Origin of the sequence: Pseudomonas sp. 21 (assembly GCF_000955805.1) — a bacterium.
Lineage (GTDB): Bacteria > Pseudomonadota > Gammaproteobacteria > Pseudomonadales > Pseudomonadaceae > Pseudomonas.
The window spans coordinates 640944-666869 of the sequence record NZ_JYOA01000003.1 but is presented as its reverse complement, the minus strand read 5'-3'; the positions used below and the strand labels follow the sequence as shown (position 1 = coordinate 666869).

Here is a 25926-nt window from a genome sequence, read left to right as displayed (position 1 = left end):
CACGACTTCGTCGTGAAAATAGCGAACTCCCACTGATTCGAAGACGAATCAACAGGAGCGGTACAAGACGGGAGCGTAGTCTACCGGAAAGCCGCTATCAGCTCAAACCCGAGTCATTCGTCGGAGGTGTCCAGCGCAGGGTCCAGCCCTGCCCCGCCTCCACCCGCAAGCCCGGTAGCAGTGCCACACCGAGCAGTTCGTCGGCTCGCCAGAGCAGCGGCAGACGGCCGCGCAGGAAGGCTGGCACAGCGGCCTCGTTGAGCAGGCGCTTGAGGTCACGGCTGCCGCGACCGACCAGCGCCATCACCTCTCCGCCCTGCCGGTAGCGAACCTCCAGCGGCCCTTCCGGCGCTTCGCCGTCAAAGCGCAACTCACCATTGCCCGGCAGTGAAAGCACCTTCGAAGGATCGCGCCAGGTCTGATTTACCGGTACGAAACCCAGCCAGGGATTGGCCAGCCACCAGAGTCGACCGTGAGCACGACGCAGCTCTCCGTCGGCGAGGCGCCAGATCGGTTCGGCGTCTTCGCGGGCATCGCGCAGGTCTCGCCAGCCCGCCCAGTGGGCACTGTCCGGCAAGCGCGCCAGGGGCGCGAGCCAGTGGCGCAGGGCATTGCGCTGGCGTGGCTCGCTCAGCTCCGCCAGCGCGGCAATGGCCAGCGAGGGCAATTGCATACCGCTGTATTCGTTGCGCGCACCGGCGGAAATCAGGTCGTTCTGCGCCAGTTCGCCCAGCAGTCCGTCGGCTTCCGCCAGGTGCTCGGCGCTGCGGGAGATGGTTTCCACGGCCGAGGGCCAGCGCTGGACGATGCCGGGCAACACGCGGTTGCGCAGGTAGTTGCGGTCGTAATCGTCACGCGCATTGGACGGGTCGTCCACCCAGCTCAGCCCATGACTGCGGGCGTACCCCTCCAGTTCCGCACGATAGGTCCCCAGCAGCGGACGCAGCAGCATTCCAGCTCCCAGCGGACGACTGGTGGTCATTGCGGACAGCCCCCGCACCCCGGCTCCGCGGAACAGCCGGAACAGCACGGTTTCCGCCTGATCGTCACGGTGCTGGCCGGCCAGCAGGCATTCACCCTCCCCCAGTGCTGCAGCGAAAGCCGCGTACCGCGCTTCGCGCGCTGCACGCTCCAGGCTGGCGCCGTCATCGACCTGCACGCGCACCACCTGCATCGGCACGCCAAGGGAGTCGCAGAAACGCTGGCAATGTGCCGGCCAGGCATCAGCGACGGCCTGCAGGCCGTGGTGCACATGAATGGCGGAAATCGCTGGCAAGGACTCACGGGAAGCGAGTTGCGCCAGGAGATGCAGGAGAACGGAGGAATCCAGCCCGCCGGACAATGCGACACGCCAAGCCGGCGCATTGCGCCAGGGCGCGAGAAAACTCAGCAGCCGGGATTCGAGTTCAGCAGACATGGCGCAGGTCGGCAGGGTCGGGGACGAGGCCAGGATACCTCGTCACCCGCGCTGCGCCGAAGGCGTCGATCAGGCGACGCCGTAGCTCATCAGGCGCTCGTAGCGGCGCGCGAGGAGCTCTTCGCTGCTCAGCTGGTTCAGCGTATCGAGCTGGCCGAGCAGGGACTTGCGGATGGTCTCGGCCATCGCAGCCGGGTCGCGGTGGGCACTGCCCAGCGGCTCGGGGATGACGTTGTCGACGATACCCAGGTCCTTCAGGCGGTTGGCGGTGATGCCCATGGCTTCGGCTGCCTCCGGCGCCTTCTCGGCGGTACGCCAGAGGATGGAGGCGCAACCTTCGGGCGAAATCACCGCGTAGGTGGAGTACTGCAGCATGTTCAGCTGGTCGCACACGCCGATGGCCAGTGCGCCGCCGGAGCCGCCTTCGCCGATTACGGTGGCGATGATCGGAGTCTTCAGGCGCGCCATGACGCGCAGGTTCCAGGCAATCGCTTCGCTCTGGCCGCGCTCTTCGGCGTCGATGCCCGGGTAGGCGCCGGGGGTATCGATGAAGGTCAGGATCGGCATCTTGAAGCGCTCGGCCATTTCCATCAGGCGGCAGGCCTTGCGGTAGCCTTCCGGACGCGGCATGCCGAAGTTGCGGCGTACCTTCTCGCGAACTTCGCGGCCCTTCTGGTGGCCGATGATCATTACCGGCTGGTCTTCAAGGCGGGCAACGCCACCGACAATCGCGGCATCGTCGGAGAAGTGGCGGTCGCCGTGCAGCTCTTCGAATTCGGTGAAGATGTGTTCGATGTAGTCCAGCGTGTAGGGACGACGCGGATGGCGAGCGAGCTGGGCGATCTGCCAGCTGGACAGGTTGCCGAAGATGTTCTCGGTCAGCGCCTTGCTCTTCTCCTGCAGACGGGAGATTTCGTCGGTGATGTTCAGCGCGTTGTCGTTACCGACCAGGCGCAGCTCTTCGATCTTGGCGTGCAGGTCGGCAATGGGCTGTTCGAAATCGAGAAAATTCGGGTTCATGGGCTATCCGTCGTTCTGTTGGCGGCTGGGCCTGGTCCGTAGGCGCCCTACCTTACGGTATCGGGCGCCAAGGGTCGAGACTGGCGGGCGGGCGGCCTTTGGCCACCGGCTTCACTAGCGGTAGTTCAGGAAGACGTTGTCGCGGCCGAACTGGTCACGCAACGCTTGAATCAGGTTGTCTGCCGGGTCGATCCGCCACTGCTCGCCGAACTGCAACAGGGCGCGCGCCTGCTCGCCACTGTAGTCGACGGTGACCGGGCAACTGCCCCGGTGACGGGTGCACAGGTCGGCCAGCCAGCGCAGACGGTCACCCTTGAGCGCATCGGCATGGACGCGCACCCGCAGGCTTTCCGCCAGCGAGGTGCGGGCTTCTTCCAGCCCCATCACGCGCTTGGCTCGCAGGCGCAGGCCGCCGGAGAAATCGTCCTGGCTGACTTCGCCCTCGATCACCACCAGCGCATCGGTCTGCAGCAGCGCCTGGTTGGCGGCGAAGGCTTCGGCGAACAGCGAGGCTTCGATACGGCCGGAGCGGTCGTCCAGGGTCACGAAGCCCATCTTGTCACCGCGCTTGTTCTTCATCACCCGCAGGTTGACGATCAGGCCGGCGACGGTCTGGGTATCACGCGCGGGTTTCAGCTCGACAATGCGCTGGCGGGCAAAACGTCGCACCTCGCCTTCGTACTCGTCGATCGGGTGACCGGTCAGGTACAGGCCGAGGGTGTCCTTCTCGCCCTTCAGGCGCTCCTTGAGGTTGAGCTCCTTGACCTTGCGGTGGTTGGCGTAGACATCGGCCTCGGGCTCGGCGAACACGCCGCCGAACAGGTCCATGTGGCCGCTGTCGTGGCTGCGCGAGGTCTGCTCGGCGGCCTTGACGGCTTCTTCCATGGACGCCAGCAGCACGGCGCGGTTGATGTCGACGTGGGCGTGGTAGGCCTTCTGCTCTTCATGGAAGTGCGGTCCGAGGCGGTCCAGCGCGCCGGCACGGATCAGCGCTTCCAGGGTGCGCTTGTTGACGCGCTTGAGGTCGATGCGGTCGCAGAAATCGAACAGGGTCTTGAACGGCCCGCCTTCGTTGCGGCACTCGGTGATGGCTTCCACCGGGCCTTCGCCGACGCCCTTGATCGCGCCCAGACCGTAGACGATCTGGTCGTCCTCATCGACGGTGAAGCGGAACTCGGAGTTGTTCACGTCCGGCGCCAGGATGCGCAGCTTCATGTGGCGGCACTCTTCGATGAGCGTCACCACCTTGTCGGTGTTCTGCATGTCCGCGGTGAGTACCGCGGCCATGAACGGGGCTTTCCAGTGGGTCTTCAGCCAGGCGGTCTGGTACGACACCAGGCCGTAGGCCGCCGAGTGCGACTTGTTGAAGCCGTAGCCGGCGAACTTTTCCACCAGGTCGAAGATGTTGCCCGAGAGGTTTTCGTCGATGCCGTTGCTGGAGCAGCCTTCGATGAAGCCGCCGCGCTGCTTGGCCATTTCCTCGGGCTTCTTCTTGCCCATGGCGCGACGCAGCATGTCAGCGCCGCCGAGGCTGTAGCCCGCCATCACCTGGGCGATCTGCATCACCTGCTCCTGGTACAGGATGATGCCGTAGGTGGGCTTGAGCACAGGTTCGAGACCGGCGTACTGGTAATCCGGGTGCGGGTAGGAAATTTCCTCGCGACCGTGCTTACGGTTGATGAAGTCGTCCACCATGCCCGACTGCAGTGGGCCGGGACGGAACAGCGCCACCAGTGCGATGAGGTCTTCCAGGCAGTCCGGCTTGAGCTTCTTGATCAGCTCCTTCATGCCGCGCGATTCAAGCTGGAAGACCGCGGTGGTTTCCGCTTTCTGCAGCAGGTCGTAGGTTTTCTTGTCGTCCAGCGGGATGCGGTCGATGTCGACCAGGTCGGTCTCGCCGTTCTTCTTCTGGATGCGGTGGATGATCTCCATCGCCCATTTGATGATGGTCAGGGTACGCAGGCCGAGGAAGTCGAACTTCACCAGGCCGGCCGCTTCCACGTCGTCCTTGTCGAACTGGGTCACCAGGCCGGCGCCCTCTTCATCACAGGCGATGGGGGCGAAGTCGGTCAGCTTGGTCGGCGCGATCACCACACCGCCGGCGTGCTTGCCGGTACCGCGGGTGACACCTTCCAGCTTGAGCGCCATGTCCCAGATTTCCTGGGCTTCCTCGTCGGTCTTGAGGAAATCGCGGAGCATTTCCTCCTGCTCGAAGGCCTTCTCCAGGGTCATGCCCACTTCGAAGGGAATCATCTTCGACAGCTTGTCGGCCAGGCCGTAGGACTTGCCCTGCACCCGCGCCACGTCGCGCACCACCGCCTTCGCGGCCATGGAGCCGAAGGTGATGATCTGGCTCACCGCATTGCGGCCGTAGGCGCCGGCCACGTAGTCGATCACCCGGTCGCGGCCTTCCATGCAGAAGTCGACGTCGAAGTCGGGCATGGAAATACGTTCGGGGTTCAAGAAGCGTTCGAACAGCAGGTCATAGGCCAGCGGGTCGAGGTCGGTGATCTTCAGCACGTAGGCAACCAGCGAGCCGGCACCCGAGCCCCGGCCAGGGCCTACCGGCACGCCGTTGTTCTTGGCCCACTTGATGAAGTCCATCACGATCAGGAAGTAGCCGGGGAAGCCCATCTGGATGATGGTGCCCAGCTCGAACTCCAGGCGGTCGACGTAGATCTGCCGCTTCTCTTCGTAGTTCGGGGTGGTGTCCTTCGGCCAGAGCACCGCCAGGCGCTCCTCCAGGCCCTCGTAGGAGACATGGCGCAGGTAGTCGTTGATGTCCATGTCGTCGTAGGGGATCGGGAAGTTGGGCAGGAAGTACTTGCCCAGCTGCACGTCGATGTTGCAGCGCTTGGCGATCTCGACGGAGTTTTCCAGAGCCTCGGGAATATCGCTGAACAGCTCGGCCATTTCTTCCGGGCTCTTCAGGTACTGCTGGTCGGAATAGCTGCGCGAACGGCGCGGGTCATCCAGGGCACGGCCTTCGCCGATGCATACACGGGTCTCGTGGGCCTCGAAGTCGGCTTCCTTGATGAAGCGCACGTCGTTGGTCGCCACCAGCGGCGCGCCACTGCGTGCGGACAGGGCGACGGCGGCATGCACGTGTTCTTCGTCGTTGACGCGACTGGTGCGCTGGATATCCAGGTAGAAGCGGTCCGGAAAAGTCTCCAGCCACTCGGCCAGCAGGGAATCCGCCAGCGCGTCGTCACCCTCCAGCAGCGCCATGCCGATCTCGCCTTCCTTGGAACCGGACAGCGCGATCAGGCCTTCGGCGGCGTCCTTGACCCACTGCCGCTCGATGATGATCTCGCCGTTGCGCTGGCCTTCCTGCCAGCCACGGGAAATCAGTTCGGTGAGGTTGCGGTAGCCCTTGGCGTTCATCGCCAGCAGGGTCAGGCGGGTCAGCGGGCCGTCCTCGTCGCGATTGGCCAGCCAGATGTCGGCGCCGCAGATCGGCTTGATGCCACCGCCCATGGCCGTCTTGTAGAACTTCACCAGCGAGCACATGTTGCTCAGGTCGGTCACCGCCACTGCCGGCATGCCCGCCCCGCCGACTGCCTTGATCAGCGGCTTGACCCGTACCAGGCCGTCGACCAGGGAGAATTCGGTGTGCAGACGCAGGTGAACGAAGGTGGCGGTCATGGTGGTCCTTGGCAAACGCGAAAAACGGCAAGCCCCGGATTGTACCGGGGCTCTCCGCAAAGCTACAGGGATCAATGGGCCAGCCGTCGCGCCGGGTGATTGACGTCACCGACGAGCCGCTGGCCGCGAGGAATTCCAGAGTAATAACAGGGTGTTACAGGATACCGGCAGGATTTTCCAGCAGCGCGCGCACCGGGCCGAAGGAGCGACGGTGAATCGGCGTCGGGCCCAGGCGCCGGAGGGCTTCGAGGTGCACCGGGGTCGGATAGCCCTTGTGCCCGGCGATGCCGTAGCCGGGGTACAGCGCTTCCATTTCCTGCATCTCGCGGTCGCGGCTGACCTTGGCCAGGATCGAGGCGGCGGCGATGGCCGGGACCTTGGCGTCACCCTGCACCACCGGCGCGGACGGCACCTTCAATTTCGGGCAGCGATTGCCATCGATCAGCGCCAGTTTCGGCGTGACGCTCAGGCCCTCCACCGCGCGCTGCATGGCGAGCATGGTGGCGTGGAGAATGTTCAACTGGTCGATCTCATGCACGTCGGCACGGGCGATGCACCAGGCCAGGGCCTTCTCGCGGATCTCGTCGAACAGCGCCTCACGGCGGGCTTCGCTGAGCTTCTTCGAGTCATTGAGCCCCTTGATCGGACGAGCCGGATCGAGGATCACCGCCGCGGTAACCACGGGGCCACACAGTGGCCCTCGGCCGACTTCGTCGACACCGGCAACCAGCTCTTCCACCAGGGTGAAGTCCAGGCCCATCTGCATCAGCGTTTCTCCACCAGGGTGAGCACCGCCTCGGCGGCCTGCGCAGACGCATCCTGGCGCAACGCGCGGTGGATGGCGTCGAAGGATTCGGTCTGCACGCTGCCGTCGGCGAGCAGGGGCAACAAGGTCGTTGCCAGCGCCTCGGGTGTTGCCGCGTCCTGGATCAGCTCGGGCACCAGCAGGCGGCCGGCCAGCAGGTTCGGCAGCGAAATGTACGGACTCTTCACCAGGCGCTTGAGGATGCGGTAGGTCATGGGCGCCACCTTGTAGGCGACGACCATCGGCCGCTTGTACAGCAGGGCTTCCAGCGTAGCGGTGCCGGAGGCGATCAGCACCGCGTCGCAGGCTGCCAAGGCCTCGTGGGAGGCGCCATCGAGCAGCTGCACCGGCAGGTCGCGGCCAGCGAGCATCTCTTCGATCTGCACACGACGCTCCGGGCTTGCGCACGGCAGCACGAATCGCAGGCCGGGGCGACCCTGCAGCAGGCGCTGGGCAGTATCGAGGAACAGCGCGCCAAGCTTGCCGACCTCGCCTCCCCGGCTACCGGGCAGGAGTGCGACGACAGCAGCATCCTGCGGAAGGCCGAGACGCTCGCGCGCACCGGCACGATCGGCTTCCAGTGGAATGGTGTTGGCCAGAGGATGGCCGACGAAGCGCACTGGCACAGCGTGCTCTTCGTAGAAGCGCGCTTCGAAGGGGAAGAGCGCGAGCATCAGGTCGCAGGCTTCCTTGATCTTCAGCACACGCTTCTGTCGCCAGGCCCAGACGGAGGGGCTGACGTAGTGCACCGTACGGATACCCGCACGGCGCAGCTTCAATTCAATGTTGAGGTTGAAATCCGGCGCATCGATGCCGATGAACACGTCCGGCTTGGCCGCTATCAGCATCTTCACCAGGTCCTTGCGCCGGCGCAGCAGTTCGCGCAGACGGCCAAGCACCTCGACCAGCCCCATGACGGCCAGGCGTTCCATCGGGAAATGCGACTGCAGCCCTTCTGCCTGCATGCGCGGACCACCGACGCCGATGAACTCGATGTCGGGGTGGCGCTGCTTGAGCGCCTGCATCAGGCCGGAGCCGAGGATATCGCCGGACGCCTCGCCCGCGACCAGGGCGACGCGCAGCTTGCGTGCGGTCGGTTGCATGGTCAGCGGGTGATGCCGCGGGTGGAGCTCTGGATGGAGTCGCGGAACACCGCAACTTCCGGGAACTGTTCGGAGGCTTCGGCCAGCTCGGCCAGAGCCTCGTCCACCGTCAGGCCCTGGCGGTAGACCACCTTGTAGGCCCGGCGCAGCGCCTGGATCGATTCGGCGCTGAAACCACGACGGCGCAGGCCCTCGAAGTTCATGCTGCGGGCCTCGGCAGGGTTGCCGAAGACAGTCACATAGGCCGGGACATCCTTGCCGATGGTGGTGCCCATGCCGGAGAACGCGTGGGCGCCAATGCGGCAGAACTGATGCACCAGGGTGTAGCCGGAGAGGATTGCCCAGTCATCCACATGAACATGCCCCGCCAGCGCGGTGTTGTTCACGAGGATGCAATGGTTGCCGATCACACTGTCATGGCCGATGTGCACATAGGCCATGAGCAGGTTGTGATCACCGATGGTGGTCTCCGAGCGATCCTGGATGGTGCCGCGGTGGATGGTGACACCCTCGCGGATCACGTTGTTGTCGCCGATTACCAGGCGAGTCGGTTCGCCCTTGTACTTCAGGTCGGGGGTATCTTCACCCACGCTGGAGAACTGGAAAATCCGATTGTTCTTACCGATCTTCGTGGGGCCTTTGACCACCACGTGCGGACCGATCACCGTACCTTCGCCGATCTCCACATCCGGCCCGACCATGGACCAGGGGCCCACTTCTACGTCGTCAGCCAGCTTTGCGCGCGGGTCGATGATGGCGCGAGGATCGATCAAACTCATAGTTTGCGTTCCGCACAGATGATTTCAGCCGAGCATACCGGCTTGCCGTCCACGGTGGCATTGCAGTCAAACTTCCAGATGCCGCGCTTGACGCTGAGGAACTGGGCGTTGAGTTGCAATTGATCGCCCGGCAGCACGGGCTGGCGGAAGCGCAGCTTGTCGGAGCCGACGAAGTAGTACAGGGTGCCATCGGCCGGCTTCACGTCGAGCATCTTGAAACCGAGGATGCCAGCGGCCTGGGCCATGGCCTCGATGATCAACACACCCGGCATGATCGGATGCTGCGGAAAGTGGCCATTGAAGAACGGCTCGTTGATGCTGACATTCTTGTAGGCGCGAATGCGCTTGCCTTCGATGTCCAGCTCGACCACCCGATCCACCAGCAGGAAGGGGTAGCGATGAGGCAGGTATTCGCGAATCTCGTTGATGTCCATCATGTTCAGGGGAGCCTGTTCAGAAAAGGGAAACGCCAAAAAATGCGTGGATCACGCATCTGATGGAGCGTCTCCGCTTGGGGTCACGGCGGCCAGGCGCTTTTCCAGCTGCTGCAGACGACGGGCCATGTCATCCAGCTGACGAATGCGCGCGGCACTCTTCTTCCATTCAGCCGCTGGCTGCATGGCGGTACCGGAGGAGTAGGAGCCCGGCTCGGTGATCGAGCGGGTCACCATGGTCATCCCGGTGACGAAGACGTTGTCGCAGATCTCGATGTGGCCAACCAGGCCGACACCGCCGGCCAGCATGCAGTGCTTGCCGATCTTGGCGCTGCCGGAAATCCCGCAGCAGCCGGCCATGGCAGTGTGATCGCCAATCTGCACGTTGTGGGCGATCATGATCTGGTTGTCCAGCTTCACGCCATTGCCCAGCAGGGTATCGGACAGCGCGCCACGGTCGATGGTGGTATTGGCGCCGATCTCGACGTCATCACCCAGGGTCACGCCGCCAATCTGGGCGATTTTCTGCCAGATGCCCTTGTGGTTGGCGAAGCCGAAGCCCTCACCGCCCAGCACGGCACCGGACTGGATCACCACACGCTTGCCGATGCGCACGTCGTGGTAGAGCGTCACGCGGGGCGCCAGCCAGCCGCCCTCGCCGATCACGCTGCGCGCACCGACGAAGCAATGGGCGCCGATGGTGACATTGGCACCGATCTGCGCACCCGCCTCGATCACGGCATAGGGGCCGACACTGGCGCTCACGTCGACCTGCGCACCTTCATCGACCACCGCAGTGGGATGAATGCCGACCGGCGCTTTGGGCTTGCGGTCGAACTGGTGGGACAGGCCGGCATAGGCCAGGTAGGGATTGGGGACGATCAGCGCATTGCCGGTAAAGCCTTCGGCATCAGCGGCAGTCAGCAGGATGGCGCTGGCCTGGCTGCCTTCGAGGAACTTGCGGTACTGCGGATTGGCCAGGAAGCTCAGCTGACCGGCGCCTGCATCCTGCAGGGTAGCCAGCCCGCTGATCACCTGAGCGGGATCGCCGCGCAACTCAGCATCAAGTTGCGCAGCCAGTTCGGCGAGGGTAAAGGACAGCTCGGTCATCATCAGCGCAGTTGGTTCATGCGCTCGATGACTTGGCGGGTGATGTCGTACTGCGGCTTGACGTCAACCACGGCACCACGCTCGACCACGAGGTCATAACCACCTTTCTTGATGGTTTCCTCGACGGCCTGGTCCAGCTTCGGCTTCAGCTTCTTCAGCATGTCGCGGTCGGCAACGGCCTTGGCTTCGTTCAGCTCCTTGGACTGGAACTGGAAGTCACGAGCCTTCTGCTTGAAGTCGCCTTCAGCCTTTTCACGCTCGGCATTGGACATCTTGCTGCCGCCGTTGACCAGCTTGTCCTGCAGGGCCTTGGCATCGGTTTCCAGGGCCTTGAGCTTGGTCAGCTGGGGGCCGAACTTCTTCTCGGCGTCGACGGCGTACTGCTTGGCCGAATCGGACTCGAGGAGTGCCATCTGATAGTTGAGCACCGCGATCTTCATGTCGGCGAACGCGGGGCTCGCTGCCAGGGCGGCGGTGATCAGGACGAACTGGGTCAACTTACGCACAATGCACTCCTGCACAAAGCATGGTTGTCATTACAACGATACGGCCAATTAGAAGGTCTGTCCCAGGGAGAACTGGAAGATCTGGGTTTCGGCGTTGTCCGGCTTCTTGATCGGAGTCGCCAGGCTGAAACTCAGCGGACCCAGAGCGGTGATCCAGGTCAGACCGACACCCGCGGACATGGCCATGTCCTGGAACTTGACGCCATCGCAGCCCTGGGTCGTGGAAGTCGGGCAATCGGTATCGAACACGTTACCGATGTCATAGAACAGCACGGTCCGCAGCTGGCGCTGGTCCTTCACGAAGGGCAGCGGGAACAGCAGTTCGGCGCCACCGGTGATCAGGATATTACCACCGAAGGCTTCGCGATCCTGATCCGGATCGGTGTAGCGGCCTTTGCTGTCCGGACCGGGGATCTGATTACCATTGGCGTCGCGAGCGATACTCGGGGTACTGCGCGGACCGAGGGAGCTGTCCTTGAAGCCACGCACCGAGTTGAAGCCACCGGCATAGTAGTTCTCGTAGAACGGCAGGCGATCGGTGTCACCGTACGCGCCGCCATAGCCGAGTTCGGTGTGGAAGCGCATGGTGTAGGTTTCGGTCAGCGGCGCGAAGATCTGGCCACGGTAGTCGAGCTTGTAGAACGACAGGTCGCTACCCGGGATGGTGGTTTCCAGCACCAGGCTCTGCGAGTGGCCACGGTTCGCCAGCACGCCCTTGTTCAGGGTCGATTCGGACCAGCCGATGGACGCCTTGAAGTTGGTGAAGCTGTCGCCTTCCTTGTCGATGAAGTCGAAGATCTCGTCGACGGTGTAGACACCCGTGTCGATATCGTCGCGCTGAACGGTCAGGCCGTAGGTGAGACGCGAGGTCTCGCTGATCGGGTAGCCGATGCTGACGCCGGCGCCCAGGCTGTTGACGGAGTAGCTGGATACGTCGGTGTCGAGCTCGTCGTAGTCGGTCTTGCGGTAGAAGGCGTTGTAGCCCAGGCTCACGCCGTCGACGGTCCAGTAGGGGTCGACGAAGCCGAAGTTGTAGCGGGTCTGGTAGTCGGACTTGGTCAGGCCGATGCTGACCTTGTTACCGGTACCCAGGAAGTTGTTCTGGCTGATCGAGCCACCGAGGATCAGACCCGCGCTCTGGGCGAAGCCCACGCTCGCGGTGATCGAGCCGGACGGCTGCTCTTCCACGCTGTAGTTGACGTCGACCTGGTCGTCGGTGCCCGGAACCGCCGGGGTTTCGACGTTGACTTCCTTGAAGTAGCCCAGGCGCTCGAGGCGCTGCTTGGACTGGTCGATCAGGTAGGTCGAGGCCCAGCCGCCTTCCATCTGGCGCATTTCGCGACGGAGTACTTCGTCCTCGGTCTTGGTGTTGCCACGGAAGTTGATGCGGTTGACGTAGGCGCGCTTGCCCGGGTCGACCACGTAGGTGATCGATACGGTCTTGTTCTCGTCGTTCGGCTCGGGAACGCCGTTGACGTTGGCGAAGGTATAACCCTCGTTACCCAGGCGACGGGTGATCAGGTCGGAGGTGGTGGTCATCACCTTGCGGGAGAACACCTGGCCCTTCTTCACCAGCAGCAGCTTCTTCACTTCGTCTTCCGGCACTTTCAGGTCGCCGGAGAGCTTCACGTCGCTGACGGTGTACTTCTCGCCTTCGTTGACGTTGACGGTGATGTAGACGTGCTTCTTGTCCGGGGTGATGGACACCTGGGTGGAGGCGATATCCATGTGGATGTAGCCACGGTCCAGGTAGTACGAACGCAGACGCTCCAGGTCGCCGGAGAGCTTCTCGCGGGAGTACTTGTCGTCGTTCTTGAAGAAGGACAGCCAGTTGGTGGTCTTCAGTTCGAACAGATCGGTCAGGTCTTCTTCGGAGAAGACGGTGTTGCCCACCACGTTGACATGGGCGATGGCCGCCACGGTGCCTTCGTTGATGTTGATCTTCAGCGCGACGCGGTTGCGCGGCTGCGGCACCACTTCGGTCTCGATCTCGGCGGAGTAGCGGCCCTGGGCCACGTACTGGCGCTGCAGTTCGTTGCGCACGCCCTCGAGGGTCGCACGCTGGAAGATTTCGCCTTCGGAGAGGCCGGACTGCTTCAGGCCCTTCATCAGGTCTTCGGTGGTGATCGCCTTGTTGCCCTCGATCTCGATGCTGGAGATGGACGGGCGCTCGACCACGTTGACGATCAGCACATTGCCATCACGGCTGAGCTGGATATCCTGGAAGAAACCGGTCTTGAACAGCGAGCGGGTCGCTTCGACCAGGCGGCGATCGTCGATCTGCTCGCCGACGTTCAGCGGCAATGCCGCGAACACACTGCCGGCAGACACGCGCTGCAGGCCGTTGACCCGGATATCGGAAACAGTGAAGGACTCGGCGTGAACCTGGGCGATCATCAGCGCGGAAAGGGCCGCGGGAAGCAGAAAGCGTTTCATGGAGTCCTTTTATTCCAACTGACAAATAGAGAATCTGCCGCAAAGGGCGGCAGATCCGAAAACCAATGGGCGGTTACAGTCGACTCAGATCGTTGACCAGGGCCAACAACATGACCCCGACTACCAGGCTGATGCCAATCTGCATCCCCCAAGCCTGGACCCGCTCCGACAGTGGGCGACCTCGCACCCACTCGACCATGTAGAACAGCAGATGCCCGCCATCGAGAACGGGAATCGGCAACAGGTTGAGAACCCCCAAGCTGATGCTCAGATAGGCGAGGAAATGCAGAAAATCCCCTACGCCGGACTGGGCTGAAGCGCCCGCCACTTTAGCAATGGTTATCGGCCCGCTCAAGTTTTTTACCGAGAGCTGCCCGAGCACCATTTTCTTTAGAGAATCCAGAGTTAGCAGGCTCATGGACCAGGTTCGGGAAAGAGCCTGCCCCACCGCTGCCACCGGTCCATAGCTCACTTCGCGGAGCATTTCCGGCGGCCACTGACCACCCGCGACACCCGCACCCAGGTAGCCGGTGCGGGCTTTGCCCTCCCCCTTGGCCGCCAGGGTCAGGACAAGCTCCTCGCGCTGGCCGGCGCGCTCGATACCCAGCGTCACCTTGCCTTCGGGCAGGGCGCGGACACGCGAAACCACTTCCTGCCAATCCGTGACCGACTGATCATCCAGACTGACGAGCCGGTCACCAATCTGCAGGCCGGCAGCCTTGGCCGGCCCCTTTTCGTCCAGTTCAGCGATCACGGGGGCGACAGCAGGTCGCCAGGGCTGGATCCCCAGACCACCGATGGGATCGGGATTGTCTTCGTTCTTCAGCCAGGAACTGATGCGCACCTGGTGCACGGCCGGAACGCTCGAGCCCTGCTCCAGCACCGAAACGCTCAGCTCGCCGGTTTCACCGAGACGACGCACCAGTTGCAGGTTGACGCCGCCCCAGCCATCGACGACCTCGCCGTCCACGGCAACGACTTCCTGACCGGACGCCAGACCGGCGATGGCCGCGGGACTGTTCGCCACCACGGAGCCGATGATCGGCTTGATCTGCTGGCTGCCCAGCATGGCCAGGACCCAGAAGAACAGGATAGCCAGCAGGAAGTTGGCGATCGGTCCCGCCGCGACGATGGCGATGCGCTGGAATACGGTCTTGCGATTGAAGGCGCGGTCGAGCAGCTCGGCGGGGACATCGCCTTCCCGCTCATCGAGCATCTTCACGTAGCCACCCAGGGGAATGGCGGCAACAACGAACTCGGTGCCGTGGCGATCGTGCCAGCGCACCAGTGGCGTGCCAAAGCCCACGGAGAAGCGCAGGACCTTGACCCCGCAGCGGCGGGCGACCCAGAAGTGTCCGAACTCGTGGAAAGTGACCAGTACGCCCAGGGCGACAATCAGTCCCACCACCATATAAAGGGCGCTCATCGCTACCTCCTCGGGCTCAATGCCCGCGCTCCTGCAACCACGCCTGTGCTGCGCCGCGTGCACGCTGGTCGGCTGCCAGCACCGCATCGAGCGATTCGACCGGCGTGTGCGCCTCGCGGTTCAGCACTTCGTCGATGATAACCGGGATATCCGTGAAGCGGATGCGCCGCTCGAGGAACGCCGCGACAGCCACCTCGTTCGCTGCATTGAGCATCGCCGGTACACTGCCACCCGCTTCGGCGGCCTGGCGCACCAGGCGCAGGCAGGGGAAACGCAGCTCATCGGGCGCACTGAAGTCCAGGCGGGCGATGGAGAACAGGTCCAGCGGCGAAACGCCGGAATCGATCCGCTGCGGCCAGGCCAGGGCATGGGCGATGGGGGTCCGCATGTCCGGATTCCCCAACTGGGCCAGCACCGAGCCATCGACGTAGTCCACCAGGGAATGGATCACGCTCTGCGGGTGGATCACCACCTCGACCTTCGACGGCGCGGCATCGAACAGCCAGCAGGCCTCGATCAGTTCCAGGCCTTTGTTCATCATGCTGGCCGAGTCGACGGAAATCTTCCGCCCCATCGACCAGTTGGGGTGTGCGCAGGCCTGCTCTGGCGAAACCTGAGCCAACTGCTCCAGCGGCGTCTCGCGGAACGGGCCGCCCGAGGCAGTCAGCAGGATGCGACGAACTCCCACTTCGCCCAGGCCGCGAGCGTAGTCCACCGGCATGCACTGGAAGATCGCATTGTGCTCGCTGTCGATCGGCAGCAGTACGGCGCCACTGGCTCGCACAGCATCCATGAACAGCGCGCCGGACATCACCAGCGCCTCTTTATTGGCCAGCAAGACCCGCTTGCCCGCCTCGACGGCCGCCAGAGTGGGCTTCAGACCCGCGGCGCCGACGATGGCCGCCATCACCGCATCGACGTCGGGATGGGCGGAAATCTCGCAAAGCCCAGCCTCGCCAACCAGCACCCGAGCCTCGAGGCCCGCGGAACTCAGGCGATCCTGCAGCGCACGCGCCTGCTCAGCCTCCGGCACCACGACAAAACGCGGGCGATGGCGCAGGCACAGCGACTCGAGCTCAGCCAGCCGGGAAAAACCGCTGAGCGCGAAGACGCGGTATCGATCAGGGTGACGCGCGATGACGTCGAGGGTGCTGAGGCCGATCGAACCGGTCGCCCCCAGCACGGTGATCCACTGCGGACGGCTCACGGCGCACCCCAGCCCACAGCCCAGAGCAGCGCGGTGAACACCGGGATGGCGGCTGTCAGGCTGTCGATGCGGTCCAGCACGCCACCATGCCCCGGTAGCAGGTTGCTGCTGTCCTTGAGGCCGGACTGGCGCTTGAACATGCTTTCGGTCAGGTCACCGATGACCGACAGGGCCACCACGATGGCCGCGCACGGCAGCGCCAGCAGCAGTTCGCGGACGGTCCAGTCACGGTAGATGGAGACGGCGACGGTGATCGCCAGGCACAGCGCCATGCCGCCGAAGAAGCCTTCCCAGCTCTTGCCCGGACTGACGCGCGGAGCGAGCTTGCGCTTGCCGAAGGCCTTGCCGGAGAAATAAGCGCCGATGTCGGCAGCCCAGACCAGCACCATCACGGCAACGATCAGCCAGTTCGACAGCTGCCACTGCTTGAGCAGCACCAGCCCCTGCCAGGCCGGCAGCAGGATCAGCAGACCGATCAGCAGGCGGCGCCAGCGGCCACCCCAGCTCGAAGCGCTATCCGGATAGGTCAGCACCATGACGGTCGCGAGCGCCCACCAGAGCAGCGCCAGCACCAGCACCGCACCCGCCAGCTGCGGCAGCCAGGCCAATACCAGCATCAGCGCAGCGACGACGGCGGCGTAACCGACGCGGGCAGACTGTTCGTTGTAACCGGCCAGACGTGCCCATTCCCAGGCACCGAGGCTGACTACCAGACCGATGAACAGCGAGAACGCCGCACCATCGAGCAGGAAGAAACCACCCAGCGCGATCGGCAACAGGATCAGCGCCGTGATGATTCGTTGTTTCAACATGACGGAGGGGCCTCGGCCTCGACCTGCTCGCTGGTCTTGCCGAAGCGGCGCTGACGAGAGGCATAGTCCTGCAACGCAGCCTGCATGGCTTCGTGCTTGAAGTCGGGCCAGTAGAGATCGGAGAAATACAGCTCGGCGTACGCCAGCTGCCAGAGGAGGAAGTTGCTGATGCGGTGCTCGCCGCCCGTGCGAATGCACAGGTCGGGCAACGGCTGGTCGCCGGTGGAGAGGCACCCCTGGATCAGCTCCGGGGTAATCTCTTCCGCAGCCAGATGACCGGCCTGCACCTCACGAGCGAGACGCTGGGCAGCCTGGGTGATGTCCCACTGGCCGCCATAGTTGGCTGCCACCTGCAGCAGCATGCTGCTGCCATTGGCGGTCAGCGCCTCGGCCTCGCGCATCGCCGCCTGCAACTCAGGGGCGAAGCGACTGCGATCGCCAATGATGCGCAGGCGGATGCCGTTGGCACTGAGCTTGCGGACCTCACGGCGCAGGGCCATGAGGAACAGCTCCATCAGCGCTCCGACCTCATCGGCCGGGCGCTGCCAGTTCTCGCTGGAGAAGGCGAACAGCGTCAGCACTTCGACGCCTGCCTCGGCGCAGGTCTTGATCACCGCACGGACGGCATCCACGCCAGCCTTGTGCCCGGCCACTCCGGGCATCAGACGCTTCTTCGCCCAGCGATTGTTGCCGTCCATGATGATCGCGACGTGCCGGGGCACGTGCGTCACCTGCTTGGTCTTTTCCATGACGAGAGCCCGACCGTCAAACGGCCATCAGGTCCGCTTCCTTGGCCTCGAGGGCCTTTTCGATCTCGGCGACGAACTTGTCGGTGATCTTCTGCACATCGTCACCAGCGCGACGCTCTTCGTCTTCGCTGATTTCTTTCTCTTTCTGCAGGTCCTTCAGCTGAGCCAGGGCGTCGCGGCGGATGTTGCGCACGGAAACGCGGGCCTGCTCGGCCTCGGCGCGAGCCTGCTTGGTGAAGCCCTTGCGGGTTTCCTCGGTCAGCGCCGGCATCGGGACGCGGATGGTGGTACCAGCGGTCGCCGGGTTCAGGCCCAGGTCGGAGGTCATGATGGCCTTCTCGACCGCCTGGATCATGCTCTTGTCGAACACGCTCAGGGCCAGGGTGCGGGAGTCTTCCACGGTGACGTTGGCCACCTGGCGCAGCGGAGTGTCGGAACCGTAGTAGGACACCATCACGCTATCCAGGATGCTCGGGTGCGCACGGCCGGTACGAATCTTAGCGAAGGCATGACCCAGGGCCTCCAGGGTTTTGCCCATACGATCCTGTGCTTCCTTCTTGATCTCGTTGATCATCTCAATCCTCCTCGATCAGGGTGCCTTCAGCACCACCTACAACAATATTCAGCAGCGCGCCGGGCTTGTTCATGTTGAACACGCGCAGCGGCATTTTCTGGTCCCGGCACAGGCAGATGGCGGTGAGGTCCATCACACCCAGCTTGCGATCGAGCACTTCATCGTACGTCAGACGTTCGAATTTCTCGGCATTCGGGTCCTTGAACGGGTCGGCAGTGTACACGCCGTCCACCTTGGTCGCCTTGAGTACTACGTCAGCATCTATTTCGATGGCGCGCAGGCAGGCGGCGGAATCGGTGGTGAAGAACGGGTTGCCGGTACCGGCGGAGAAGATCACCACTTCGCCACTCTTCAGGTGGCGCATGGCCTTGCGGCGGTCGTAGTGATCGGTCACGCCGACCATGGAAATGGCGGACATGACGATAGCGGTGATGTTGGAGCGCTCCAGGGCGTCACGCATGGCCAGGCCGTTCATCACGGTGGCGAGCATGCCCATGTGGTCGCCGGTGACGCGATCCATGCCGGCCGCGGACAGCGCCGCGCCACGGAACAGGTTGCCACCACCGATCACCAGGCCGACCTGCACGCCGATACCGACGAGCTGGCCGATCTCCAGCGCCATGCGGTCCAGCACCTTGGGATCGATGCCGAACTCCTCGGAGCCCATCAGGGCTTCGCCGCTCAGTTTTAGAAGAATGCGTTTATAGCGAGGTTGACGAGCGCTCAGCTGCTGAGCCATGACCTTTTTCTCCTGCGGCGATTGAATGCTGTGCACCTTGAGGGCGCTTGGCGGAAAGCTTGGACCAGCCAGCCTTACGGCGCCTTTAAACCCGCCTTGCGGGCCTGCGCCGTGGAAACCGCCCCTTTTGGTTTCCCCAGTTTGGCAAAGAGGCCGCGCGCGTTAGCGGGCAGCCTCTTGCGGGGCGACAGTCGTGAGACTGTCTATTACTGCTTGGAAGCGGCTACTTGAGCAGCAACCTCGGCAGCAAAGTCAGCTTCGACTTTCTCGATGCCTTCGCCTACTTCGAAGCGAACGAAGGAAACGATTTCAGCGCCGGCTTTCTTGGCCAGGTCACCAACCTTGACTTCCGGATCCTTGACGAACGCTTGCTCGACCAGGCTGGCTTCGGCCAGGAACTTCGAGATACGGCCTTTGACCATGTTCTCGACGATGTTTTCCGGCTTGCCAGCGATCTTGTCGGCGTTCAGAGCGAGGAAGATTTCCTTCTCTTTGGCAACGGCTTCTTCGGAAACCTGCGACGGATCGAGGAACTGCGGGTTGCTGGCAGCGACGTGCATGGCGATGTCGCGAGCCAGTTCAGCATTGCCACCCTTCAGGGTAACCAGAACGCCGATGCGGTGGCCGTGCAGGTAGGCGCCAACCACTTCGCCTTCGGTGCGAGCCAGGCGACGGATGTTGACGTTCTCACCACACTTGGCAACCAGGGCTTCACGAGCCGGCTCTTGTTCCGCGATCAGCGGAGCAGCGTCGGTCAGCTTCTGGGCAACAGCCTTGTCCAGGCTGGCAGCGACGAAGTTCTTGAAGTCGTCCTGCAGGGCCAGGAAGTCGGTCTGCGAGTTGACTTCGATGATGGTGGCGGATTTGCCGTCGTCAGCCACTTTGGCGGCGATGGCGCCTTCGGCGGCGATGTTGCCAGCCTTCTTGGCAGCCTTGATGGCGCCGGAAGCGCGCATGTCGTCGATGGCTTTCTCGATATCGCCTTCGGCGGCTACCAGTGCCTTCTTGCACTCCATCATGCCCTGGCCGGTACGCTCACGCAGTTCCTTGACCAGTGCTGCAGTAATTTCTGCCATTTCGAAATCCTCTTGAGTTGTTCTCAAAACCAGATCGCCCGGCAACCCGGGCGGAATTCTCAGGGTGGCAAAAAGGGGGCCTAGCCCCCTTCCTGCTCACCGTAGGACGTCTGGACGTCCTGGAATCAGCCTTCGGCGGATTCGGCCGGTGCTTCTTCGACGAACTCGTCAGCAGTCACGCCACCGGCGTTCTTGCCACGCAGCACGGCCTCAGCCATCGAGCCCAGGTACAGCTGTACGGCGCGGATGGCGTCGTCGTTACCCGGGATAACATAGTCAACGCCTTCCGGGCTGCTGTTGGTATCGACGATGCCGATAACCGGGATGCCCAGCTTGTTGGCTTCGGTGATAGCAATGCGCTCGTGGTCTACGTCGATCACGAACAGAGCGTCCGGCAGGCCGCCCATGTCCTTGATGCCGCCCAGGCTGCGATCCAGTTTTTCCAGGTCGCGGGAGCGCATCAGAGCTTCTTTCTTGGTCAGTTTGGCGAAGGTGCCGTCCTGGGACTGCACTTCCAGCTCGCGCAGACGCTTGATCGACTGACGGATGGTCTTGTAGTTGGTGAGCATGCCGCCCAGCCAACGGTGGTCGACGTACGGCATGCCGCAACGGGCAGCTTCTTCGCGAACGATCTTGCCGGCGGAACGCTTGGTGCCGACGAACAGGATCTTGTTCTTGCCCTGGGCCAGGCGCTCAACGAAGGTCAGGGCCTCGTTGAACATCGGCAGGGTTTTTTCGAGGTTGATGATGTGGATCTTGTTACGCGCGCCGAAAATGAACTTGCCCATTTTCGGGTTCCAGTAACGGGTCTGGTGGCCGAAGTGCACACCGGCCTTCAGCATATCGCGCATATTGACTTGGGACATGATAGTTCCTCGATAAGTCGGGTTAGGCCTCCATGCATCCCAACGGCCAACCCTCCGACTGTGTCGAAAGGCACCCAGGCCATCGTGTCGATGCATGTGTGGGTTAATGCCCCGAAATGGCCGTAGCCTTCAGAGCGGGGCGCTTTATACCACAACCTCGGCCAGAACAAAACCCGAAAGGACGCCCGGCACCTCCCCCTGCCGCCTCGTCCGACCGCCCTGCCGGCCATCCACCCTTAATAGAAGGGCGCCAAATCTGATAGACTTGCGTATTCCTCTCATTTACCCGCGCGCACGCAGCGCCTGAAGAGAAGTCGCATGACCGTCACCATCAAGACGCCCGAAGACATCGAGAAAATGCGCGTCGCCGGCCGTCTGGCCGCCGAAGTGCTGGAAATGATCGGCGAACACGTCAAGCCCGGCGTCACCACCGACGAACTGGACCGCATCTGCCACGACTACATCGTCAACGTGCAGAAGGCCATTCCCGCGCCGCTGAACTACAAGGGCTTCCCCAAGTCCATCTGCACCTCGATCAACCACGTGGTGTGCCACGGCATTCCCAACGAGAAGCCGCTCAAGGAAGGCGACATCGTCAACATCGACGTTACCGTGATCAAGGACGGCTACCACGGCGACACCAGCAAGATGTTCTCCGTCGGCAAGACCCCGGAATGGGCTGACCGCCTGTGCCAGATCACTCAGGAATGCATGTACAAGGGCATCGACGTGGTCAAGCCGGGCGCGCGCCTGGGCGACATCGGCGAAGTGATCCAGAAGTACGCCGAGAAGAACGGCTTCTCCGTGGTGCGCGAGTACTGCGGCCACGGCATCGGCCAGGTGTTCCACGAGGAGCCCCAGGTACTGCATTACGGCCGCGCCGGCACCGGCCTGGAGCTCAAGGAAGGCATGATCTTCACCATCGAGCCGATGATCAACCAGGGGCGCCCGGAAACCCGCCTGCTGGGTGACGGCTGGACCGCCATCACCAAGGACCGCAAGCTGTCCGCGCAGTGGGAGCACACCGTGCTGGTCACCGCCGACGGCTACGAGATCCTGACCCTGCGCAACGACGAAAGCTTCCCGCGCACGCCGGCCTGACCGGAAGCGGTTTGCAATCTCGCCGACGGCTGGGTAGAACATAGAAATCCCGGCCCGGCACAGCTGCCGGGCCTGGCGCCAAGCGCCCAGGCCCGATCGCCCTCTTGCCCCTGCCCTCCCCTAAGCCATTGATCAGGAAGGCCGCCATGCCGCAGGTGGATCCCGAGTTGTTCGACCGTGGGCAGTTCCAGGCGGAACTGGCCCTCAAATCCAGCCCTATCGCCGCCTTCAAGAAGGCCATTCGTCAGGCCAACGAGGTGCTCGACGCCCGCTTCAATGGCGGCCGCGACATCCGCCGGCTGATCGAGGACCGCGCCTGGTTCGTCGACCAGATCCTGCAGCAGGCCTGGAACCGCTTCGACTGGGGCGACGACGCCGACATCGCGCTGGTTGCCGTGGGCGGCTACGGGCGCGGCGAGCTGCACCCGCACTCGGACATCGACCTGCTGATCCTGCTGGACAGCGAAGACCAGGAAAGCTTCCGCGAGCCCATCGAAGGCTTCCTCACCCTGCTCTGGGACATCGGTCTGGAAGTCGGCCAGAGCGTGCGCTCGGTGGCCGAGTGCGCCGAGGAAGCGCGCGCCGACCTCACCGTGGTCACCAACCTGATGGAGTGCCGGACTATCTCCGGCCCGGACAGCCTGCGCCAGCGCATGCTCGAAGCCACCAGTACGAAACAGATGTGGCCCAGCGGGCAGTTCTACCTGGCCAAGCGCAAGGAACAGATCCACCGCCACACCAAATACAACGACACCGAATACAACCTCGAACCCAACGTGAAGGGCTCGCCCGGCGGCCTTCGCGACATCCAGACACTGCTCTGGGTCGCTCGCCGCCACTTCGGCAGCCTCAACCTGCACGCCCTGGTCCGCGAAGGCTTCCTGGTGGAAAGCGAGTGCGCGGTACTGGCCTCCAGCCAGGAATTCCTCTGGAAGGTCCGCTACGCCCTGCACATGCTCGCCGGCCGCGCCGAAGACCGCCTGCTGTTCGACCATCAGCGGCGCATCGCCGGGATGCTCGGCTACGAAGGCAACGACGCCAAGCTGGCCGTCGAGCGCTTCATGCAGAAGTACTATCGCGTGGTGATGGCCGTCTCCGAGCTGAACGACCTGATCACCCAGCACTTCGAGGAAGTGATACTGCGGGCCGGCGAGAACGGCCAGATCCAGTCGCTCAACAGCCGCTTCCAGCTGCGCGACGGCTACCTGGAAGTCACCCACGCCAACGTCTTCAAGCGCACCCCGTTCGCCCTGCTGGAAATCTTCGTGCTGCTCGCCCAGCACCCGGAGATCAAGGGCGTGCGCGCCGACACCATCCGCCTGCTGCGCGACAGCCGGCACCTGATCGACGACGACTTCCGCCATGACATCCGCAACACCAGCCTGTTCATCGAACTGTTCAAGTGCCAGGAAGGCATCCACCGCAACCTGCGGCGGATGAACCGCTACGGCATCCTCGGCCGCTACCTGCCGGAGTTCGGCCTGATCGTCGGGCAGATGCAGCACGACCTGTTCCACATCTACACGGTGGACGCGCACACCCTCAACCTGATCAAGCACCTGCGCAAGCTGCGCCGCCCGGACATGGCGGAGAAGTACCCGCTGGCCAGCAAGATCATGGAACGCCTGCCCAAGCCGGAGCTGATCTACATCGCCGGCCTCTACCACGACATCGCCAAGGGCCGCGGCGGCGACCACTCGGAACTGGGCGCGGTGGACGCCGAGCACTTCTGCCAGCGCCACCAGTTGCCGCCGTGGGACACCAACCTGGTGTCCTGGCTGGTGCAGAACCACCTGATCATGTCCACCACGGCCCAGCGCAAGGACCTGTCCGACCCGCAGGTGATCTACGACTTCGCCCAGCTGATGGGCAACCAGACCTACCTGGACTACCTCTACGTGCTCACCGTGGCCGACATCAACGCCACCAACCCGACGTTGTGGAACTCCTGGCGCGCCAGCCTGCTGCGCCAGCTCTACACCGAGACCAAGCGCGCGTTGCGCCGCGGTCTGGAGAACCCGGTGGACCGTGAGGAGCAGATCCGACAGACGCAGAGCGCGGCCATCGACATCCTGGTGCGCGGCGGCATCGACCAGGACGACGCCGAGCAGCTCTGGAGCCAGTTGGGCGACGACTACTTCCTGCGCCACAGCGCCGCCGACGTGGCGTGGCACACCGAAGCCATCCTCCAGCACCCCGACGACGGCACCCCGCTGGTACTGATCAAGGAAACCGCCCAGCGCGAATTCGAGGGCGGCACGCAGATCTTCATCTATGCCGGCGACCAGCACGACTTCTTCGCCGTGACCGTGGCGGCGATGGACCAGCTCAACCTGAACATTCAGGACGCGCGGATCATCACCTCCACCAGCCTGTTCACCCTCGACACCTACATAGTGCTCGATGCCGATGGCGGCTCGATCGGCAACAATCCCAGCCGGGTCGAGGAAATTCGCGAAGGTCTGGTCAACGCACTGAAGGACCCGGACGAGTACCCGACCATCATCCAGCGCCGTGTACCGCGCCAGCTCAAGCACTTTGCCTTCAACCCGCAGGTGACCATCTCCACCGACGCGGCCCGCCAGGTCAGCGTGCTGGAAGTCACCGCCCCCGATCGCCCCGGCCTGCTGGCGCGCATTGGCGGGCTGTTCCTGGACTTCGACCTGTCGGTACAGAACGCCAAGATCGCCACCCTGGGCGAGCGCGTGGAGGACGTGTTCTTCGTGACCGATGCGCACAACCAGCCGCTCTCCGACCCGGAGCTGTGCAAGCGCATCCAGACTGCCCTGGTGGACATCCTCTCCGACGGCGGCCAGCAGACGATGCCGGTCCGCATCAGCATCTAATCCCGACCTTGTAAAAAGTCAGAAAGAAAGAGCCTTGCCATGAACCCTGCCCTCGACTCGCTCCAGCCCTACCCCTTCGAGAAGCTCCGCGCCCTGCTGGCCGGCGCCCAGCCGCCGGCGGAGCTGAAGCCCATCGCGCTGTCCATCGGCGAACCCAAGCACCGCTCGCCGGACTTCGTCGCCAAGGCACTGGCCGACAGCCTCGACCAACTGGCTGTCTACCCGACCACGCTGGGCATCCCCGCCCTGCGCGAAGCCATCGCCGCCTGGTGCGAGCGCCGCTTCCAGGTGCCAGCCGGCTGGCTGGACGCCGCGCGCCACGTGCTGCCGGTGAACGGCACCCGTGAAGCGCTGTTCGCCTTCACCCAGACCGTGGTGGACCGCAACGCCAAGGGCCTGGTGATCAGCCCGAACCCGTTCTACCAGATCTACGAAGGCGCGGCCCTGCTGGCCGGCGCCGAGCCGCACTACCTGCCGTGCCTGGAAGACAACGGCTTCAACCCGGACTTCGACGCCGTCTCGGCGGACGTCTGGGCACGCTGCCAGATCCTCTTCCTCTGCTCGCCGGGCAACCCTACCGGCGCGCTGGTTCCGCTGGAAATCCTGAAGCAGCTGATCGCCCTGGCCGACGAGCACGACTTCGTGATCGCCGCCGACGAGTGCTACAGCGAGCTGTACTTCGACGAACAGAACCCGCCGGCCGGCCTGCTGACCGCCTGCGCCGAACTGGGCCGCTCGGACTTCAAGCGCTGCGTGGTATTCCACAGCCTGTCCAAGCGCTCCAACCTGCCGGGCCTGCGTTCGGGCTTCGTCGCCGGTGACGCCGAAGTGCTGAAGAAATTCCTCCTGTACCGCACCTACCACGGCTGCGCCATGCCGGTTCAGACCCAGCTGGCCAGCGTCACGGCCTGGAAGGACGAGGACCACGTGCGCGCCAACCGCGATCTGTACCGCGAGAAGTTCGACGCGGTGCTGGACATCCTCGGTGGCGTCCTTGACGTGCAGCGCCCGGACGGCAGTTTCTACCTGTGGGCCAGGACCCCGGTGGCCGACACCGAGTTCTGCCGTGGCCTGTTCGATCAGCAACACGTCACCGTGGTGCCGGGCTCCTACCTGTCCCGTGAAGTGAACGGCGAGAACCCCGGTGCCAACCGCGTGCGCATGGCGCTGGTGGCTCCGCTGGCCGAATGCGTGGAAGCGGCCGAGCGCATCAAGCAGTACGTGCAGAGCCTCTGATAGCACGCCGCCTCCTGTAGGAGCGCCCCATGGGCGCGA

General features: G+C 63.7%; 21 protein-coding genes. 3 read left to right on the top strand and 18 right to left on the bottom strand.

Features of this window, described 5'->3' with window-relative positions:
* Positions 1–97: 97 nt before the first annotated feature.
* From tilS to rpsB, 18 genes are all read right to left on the bottom strand, one after another.
* Positions 98–1417: a tRNA lysidine(34) synthetase TilS gene (gene tilS, locus UB43_RS08665; RefSeq protein ID WP_045210017.1), complete on the bottom strand. Its 1320-nt coding sequence runs from the start codon at positions 1415–1417 to the stop codon at positions 98–100.
* A gap of 69 nt (positions 1418–1486) precedes the next feature.
* The gene (gene accA, locus UB43_RS08660; protein ID WP_045210016.1) at positions 1487–2437 is read right to left on the bottom strand and encodes an acetyl-CoA carboxylase carboxyl transferase subunit alpha; all 951 of its coding nucleotides are present in this window, start codon (positions 2435–2437) and stop codon (positions 1487–1489) included.
* A 114-nt stretch (positions 2438–2551) separates the two neighbouring features.
* Complete coding sequence (dnaE, locus tag UB43_RS08655; RefSeq protein ID WP_045210015.1) at positions 2552–6082, bottom strand: DNA polymerase III subunit alpha; 3531 nt, start codon at positions 6080–6082, stop codon at positions 2552–2554.
* Between the two features lie 154 nt (positions 6083–6236).
* Entirely contained in the window at positions 6237–6848 is a 612-nt protein-coding gene (rnhB, locus tag UB43_RS08650; RefSeq protein ID WP_045210014.1) for a ribonuclease HII, read from the bottom strand.
* On the bottom strand, positions 6848–7990 hold the full coding sequence (gene lpxB, locus UB43_RS08645) for a lipid-A-disaccharide synthase (protein WP_045210013.1): 1143 nt from the start codon (positions 7988–7990) through the stop codon (positions 6848–6850). Before lpxB ends, rnhB begins: the two co-directional genes overlap by 1 nt.
* A gap of 2 nt (positions 7991–7992) precedes the next feature.
* Positions 7993–8769: an acyl-ACP--UDP-N-acetylglucosamine O-acyltransferase gene (gene lpxA, locus UB43_RS08640; protein ID WP_045210012.1), complete on the bottom strand. Its 777-nt coding sequence runs from the start codon at positions 8767–8769 to the stop codon at positions 7993–7995.
* Positions 8766–9206, bottom strand: coding sequence for a 3-hydroxyacyl-ACP dehydratase FabZ (gene fabZ / locus UB43_RS08635; protein ID WP_024766076.1), 441 nt, complete (start codon positions 9204–9206; stop codon positions 8766–8768). The genes lpxA and fabZ overlap by 4 nt, the downstream gene beginning before the upstream one ends.
* A gap of 48 nt (positions 9207–9254) precedes the next feature.
* Positions 9255–10316 carry a UDP-3-O-(3-hydroxymyristoyl)glucosamine N-acyltransferase gene (gene lpxD, locus UB43_RS08630; RefSeq protein ID WP_045210011.1) on the bottom strand — a complete coding sequence of 354 codons (1062 nt, stop codon included), beginning with the start codon at positions 10314–10316 and terminating at the stop codon, positions 9255–9257.
* Positions 10316–10819 (bottom strand): OmpH family outer membrane protein, encoded by a 504-nt coding sequence (locus UB43_RS08625; protein WP_045210010.1) that lies wholly within the window; start codon positions 10817–10819, stop codon positions 10316–10318. Before UB43_RS08625 ends, lpxD begins: the two co-directional genes overlap by 1 nt.
* A gap of 48 nt (positions 10820–10867) precedes the next feature.
* Complete coding sequence (bamA, locus tag UB43_RS08620) at positions 10868–13255, bottom strand: outer membrane protein assembly factor BamA (RefSeq protein WP_045210009.1); 2388 nt, start codon at positions 13253–13255, stop codon at positions 10868–10870.
* Positions 13256–13328: 73 nt separating this feature from the next.
* Positions 13329–14681, bottom strand: a complete 1353-nt coding sequence (rseP, locus tag UB43_RS08615) for an RIP metalloprotease RseP (RefSeq protein ID WP_045210008.1) — start codon at positions 14679–14681, stop codon at positions 13329–13331.
* A 16-nt stretch (positions 14682–14697) separates the two neighbouring features.
* Positions 14698–15888 carry a 1-deoxy-D-xylulose-5-phosphate reductoisomerase gene (gene ispC, locus UB43_RS08610; protein WP_045210007.1) on the bottom strand — a complete coding sequence of 397 codons (1191 nt, stop codon included), beginning with the start codon at positions 15886–15888 and terminating at the stop codon, positions 14698–14700.
* Positions 15885–16700 (bottom strand): phosphatidate cytidylyltransferase, encoded by an 816-nt coding sequence (locus UB43_RS08605; RefSeq protein WP_045210006.1) that lies wholly within the window; start codon positions 16698–16700, stop codon positions 15885–15887. The genes ispC and UB43_RS08605 overlap by 4 nt, the downstream gene beginning before the upstream one ends.
* Positions 16694–17449, bottom strand: a complete 756-nt coding sequence (gene uppS / locus UB43_RS08600) for a polyprenyl diphosphate synthase (RefSeq protein ID WP_045210005.1) — start codon at positions 17447–17449, stop codon at positions 16694–16696. The genes UB43_RS08605 and uppS overlap by 7 nt, the downstream gene beginning before the upstream one ends.
* 16 nt (positions 17450–17465) lie before the next feature.
* Complete coding sequence (gene frr, locus UB43_RS08595) at positions 17466–18023, bottom strand: ribosome recycling factor (protein ID WP_045210004.1); 558 nt, start codon at positions 18021–18023, stop codon at positions 17466–17468.
* 1 nt (position 18024) lies between these two features.
* Positions 18025–18762, bottom strand: a complete 738-nt coding sequence (gene pyrH, locus UB43_RS08590) for a UMP kinase (protein ID WP_017521181.1) — start codon at positions 18760–18762, stop codon at positions 18025–18027.
* A gap of 206 nt (positions 18763–18968) precedes the next feature.
* Positions 18969–19838 (bottom strand): translation elongation factor Ts, encoded by an 870-nt coding sequence (tsf, locus tag UB43_RS08585; protein WP_017521180.1) that lies wholly within the window; start codon positions 19836–19838, stop codon positions 18969–18971.
* A 125-nt stretch (positions 19839–19963) separates the two neighbouring features.
* Positions 19964–20704, bottom strand: coding sequence for a 30S ribosomal protein S2 (rpsB, locus tag UB43_RS08580; RefSeq protein WP_045210003.1), 741 nt, complete (start codon positions 20702–20704; stop codon positions 19964–19966).
* 303 nt (positions 20705–21007) lie between these two features.
* Here rpsB and map point away from each other — a divergent pair, with 303 nt between their 5' ends.
* From map to dapC, 3 genes are all read left to right on the top strand, one after another.
* Positions 21008–21805 (top strand): type I methionyl aminopeptidase, encoded by a 798-nt coding sequence (map, locus tag UB43_RS08575; RefSeq protein ID WP_256205123.1) that lies wholly within the window; start codon positions 21008–21010, stop codon positions 21803–21805.
* 146 nt (positions 21806–21951) lie between these two features.
* Complete coding sequence (locus tag UB43_RS08570; RefSeq protein WP_045210001.1) at positions 21952–24651, top strand: [protein-PII] uridylyltransferase; 2700 nt, start codon at positions 21952–21954, stop codon at positions 24649–24651.
* 39 nt (positions 24652–24690) lie between these two features.
* Positions 24691–25887 (top strand): succinyldiaminopimelate transaminase, encoded by a 1197-nt coding sequence (gene dapC / locus UB43_RS08565; protein WP_045210000.1) that lies wholly within the window; start codon positions 24691–24693, stop codon positions 25885–25887.
* The last annotated feature ends 39 nt before the right edge of the window (positions 25888–25926 follow it).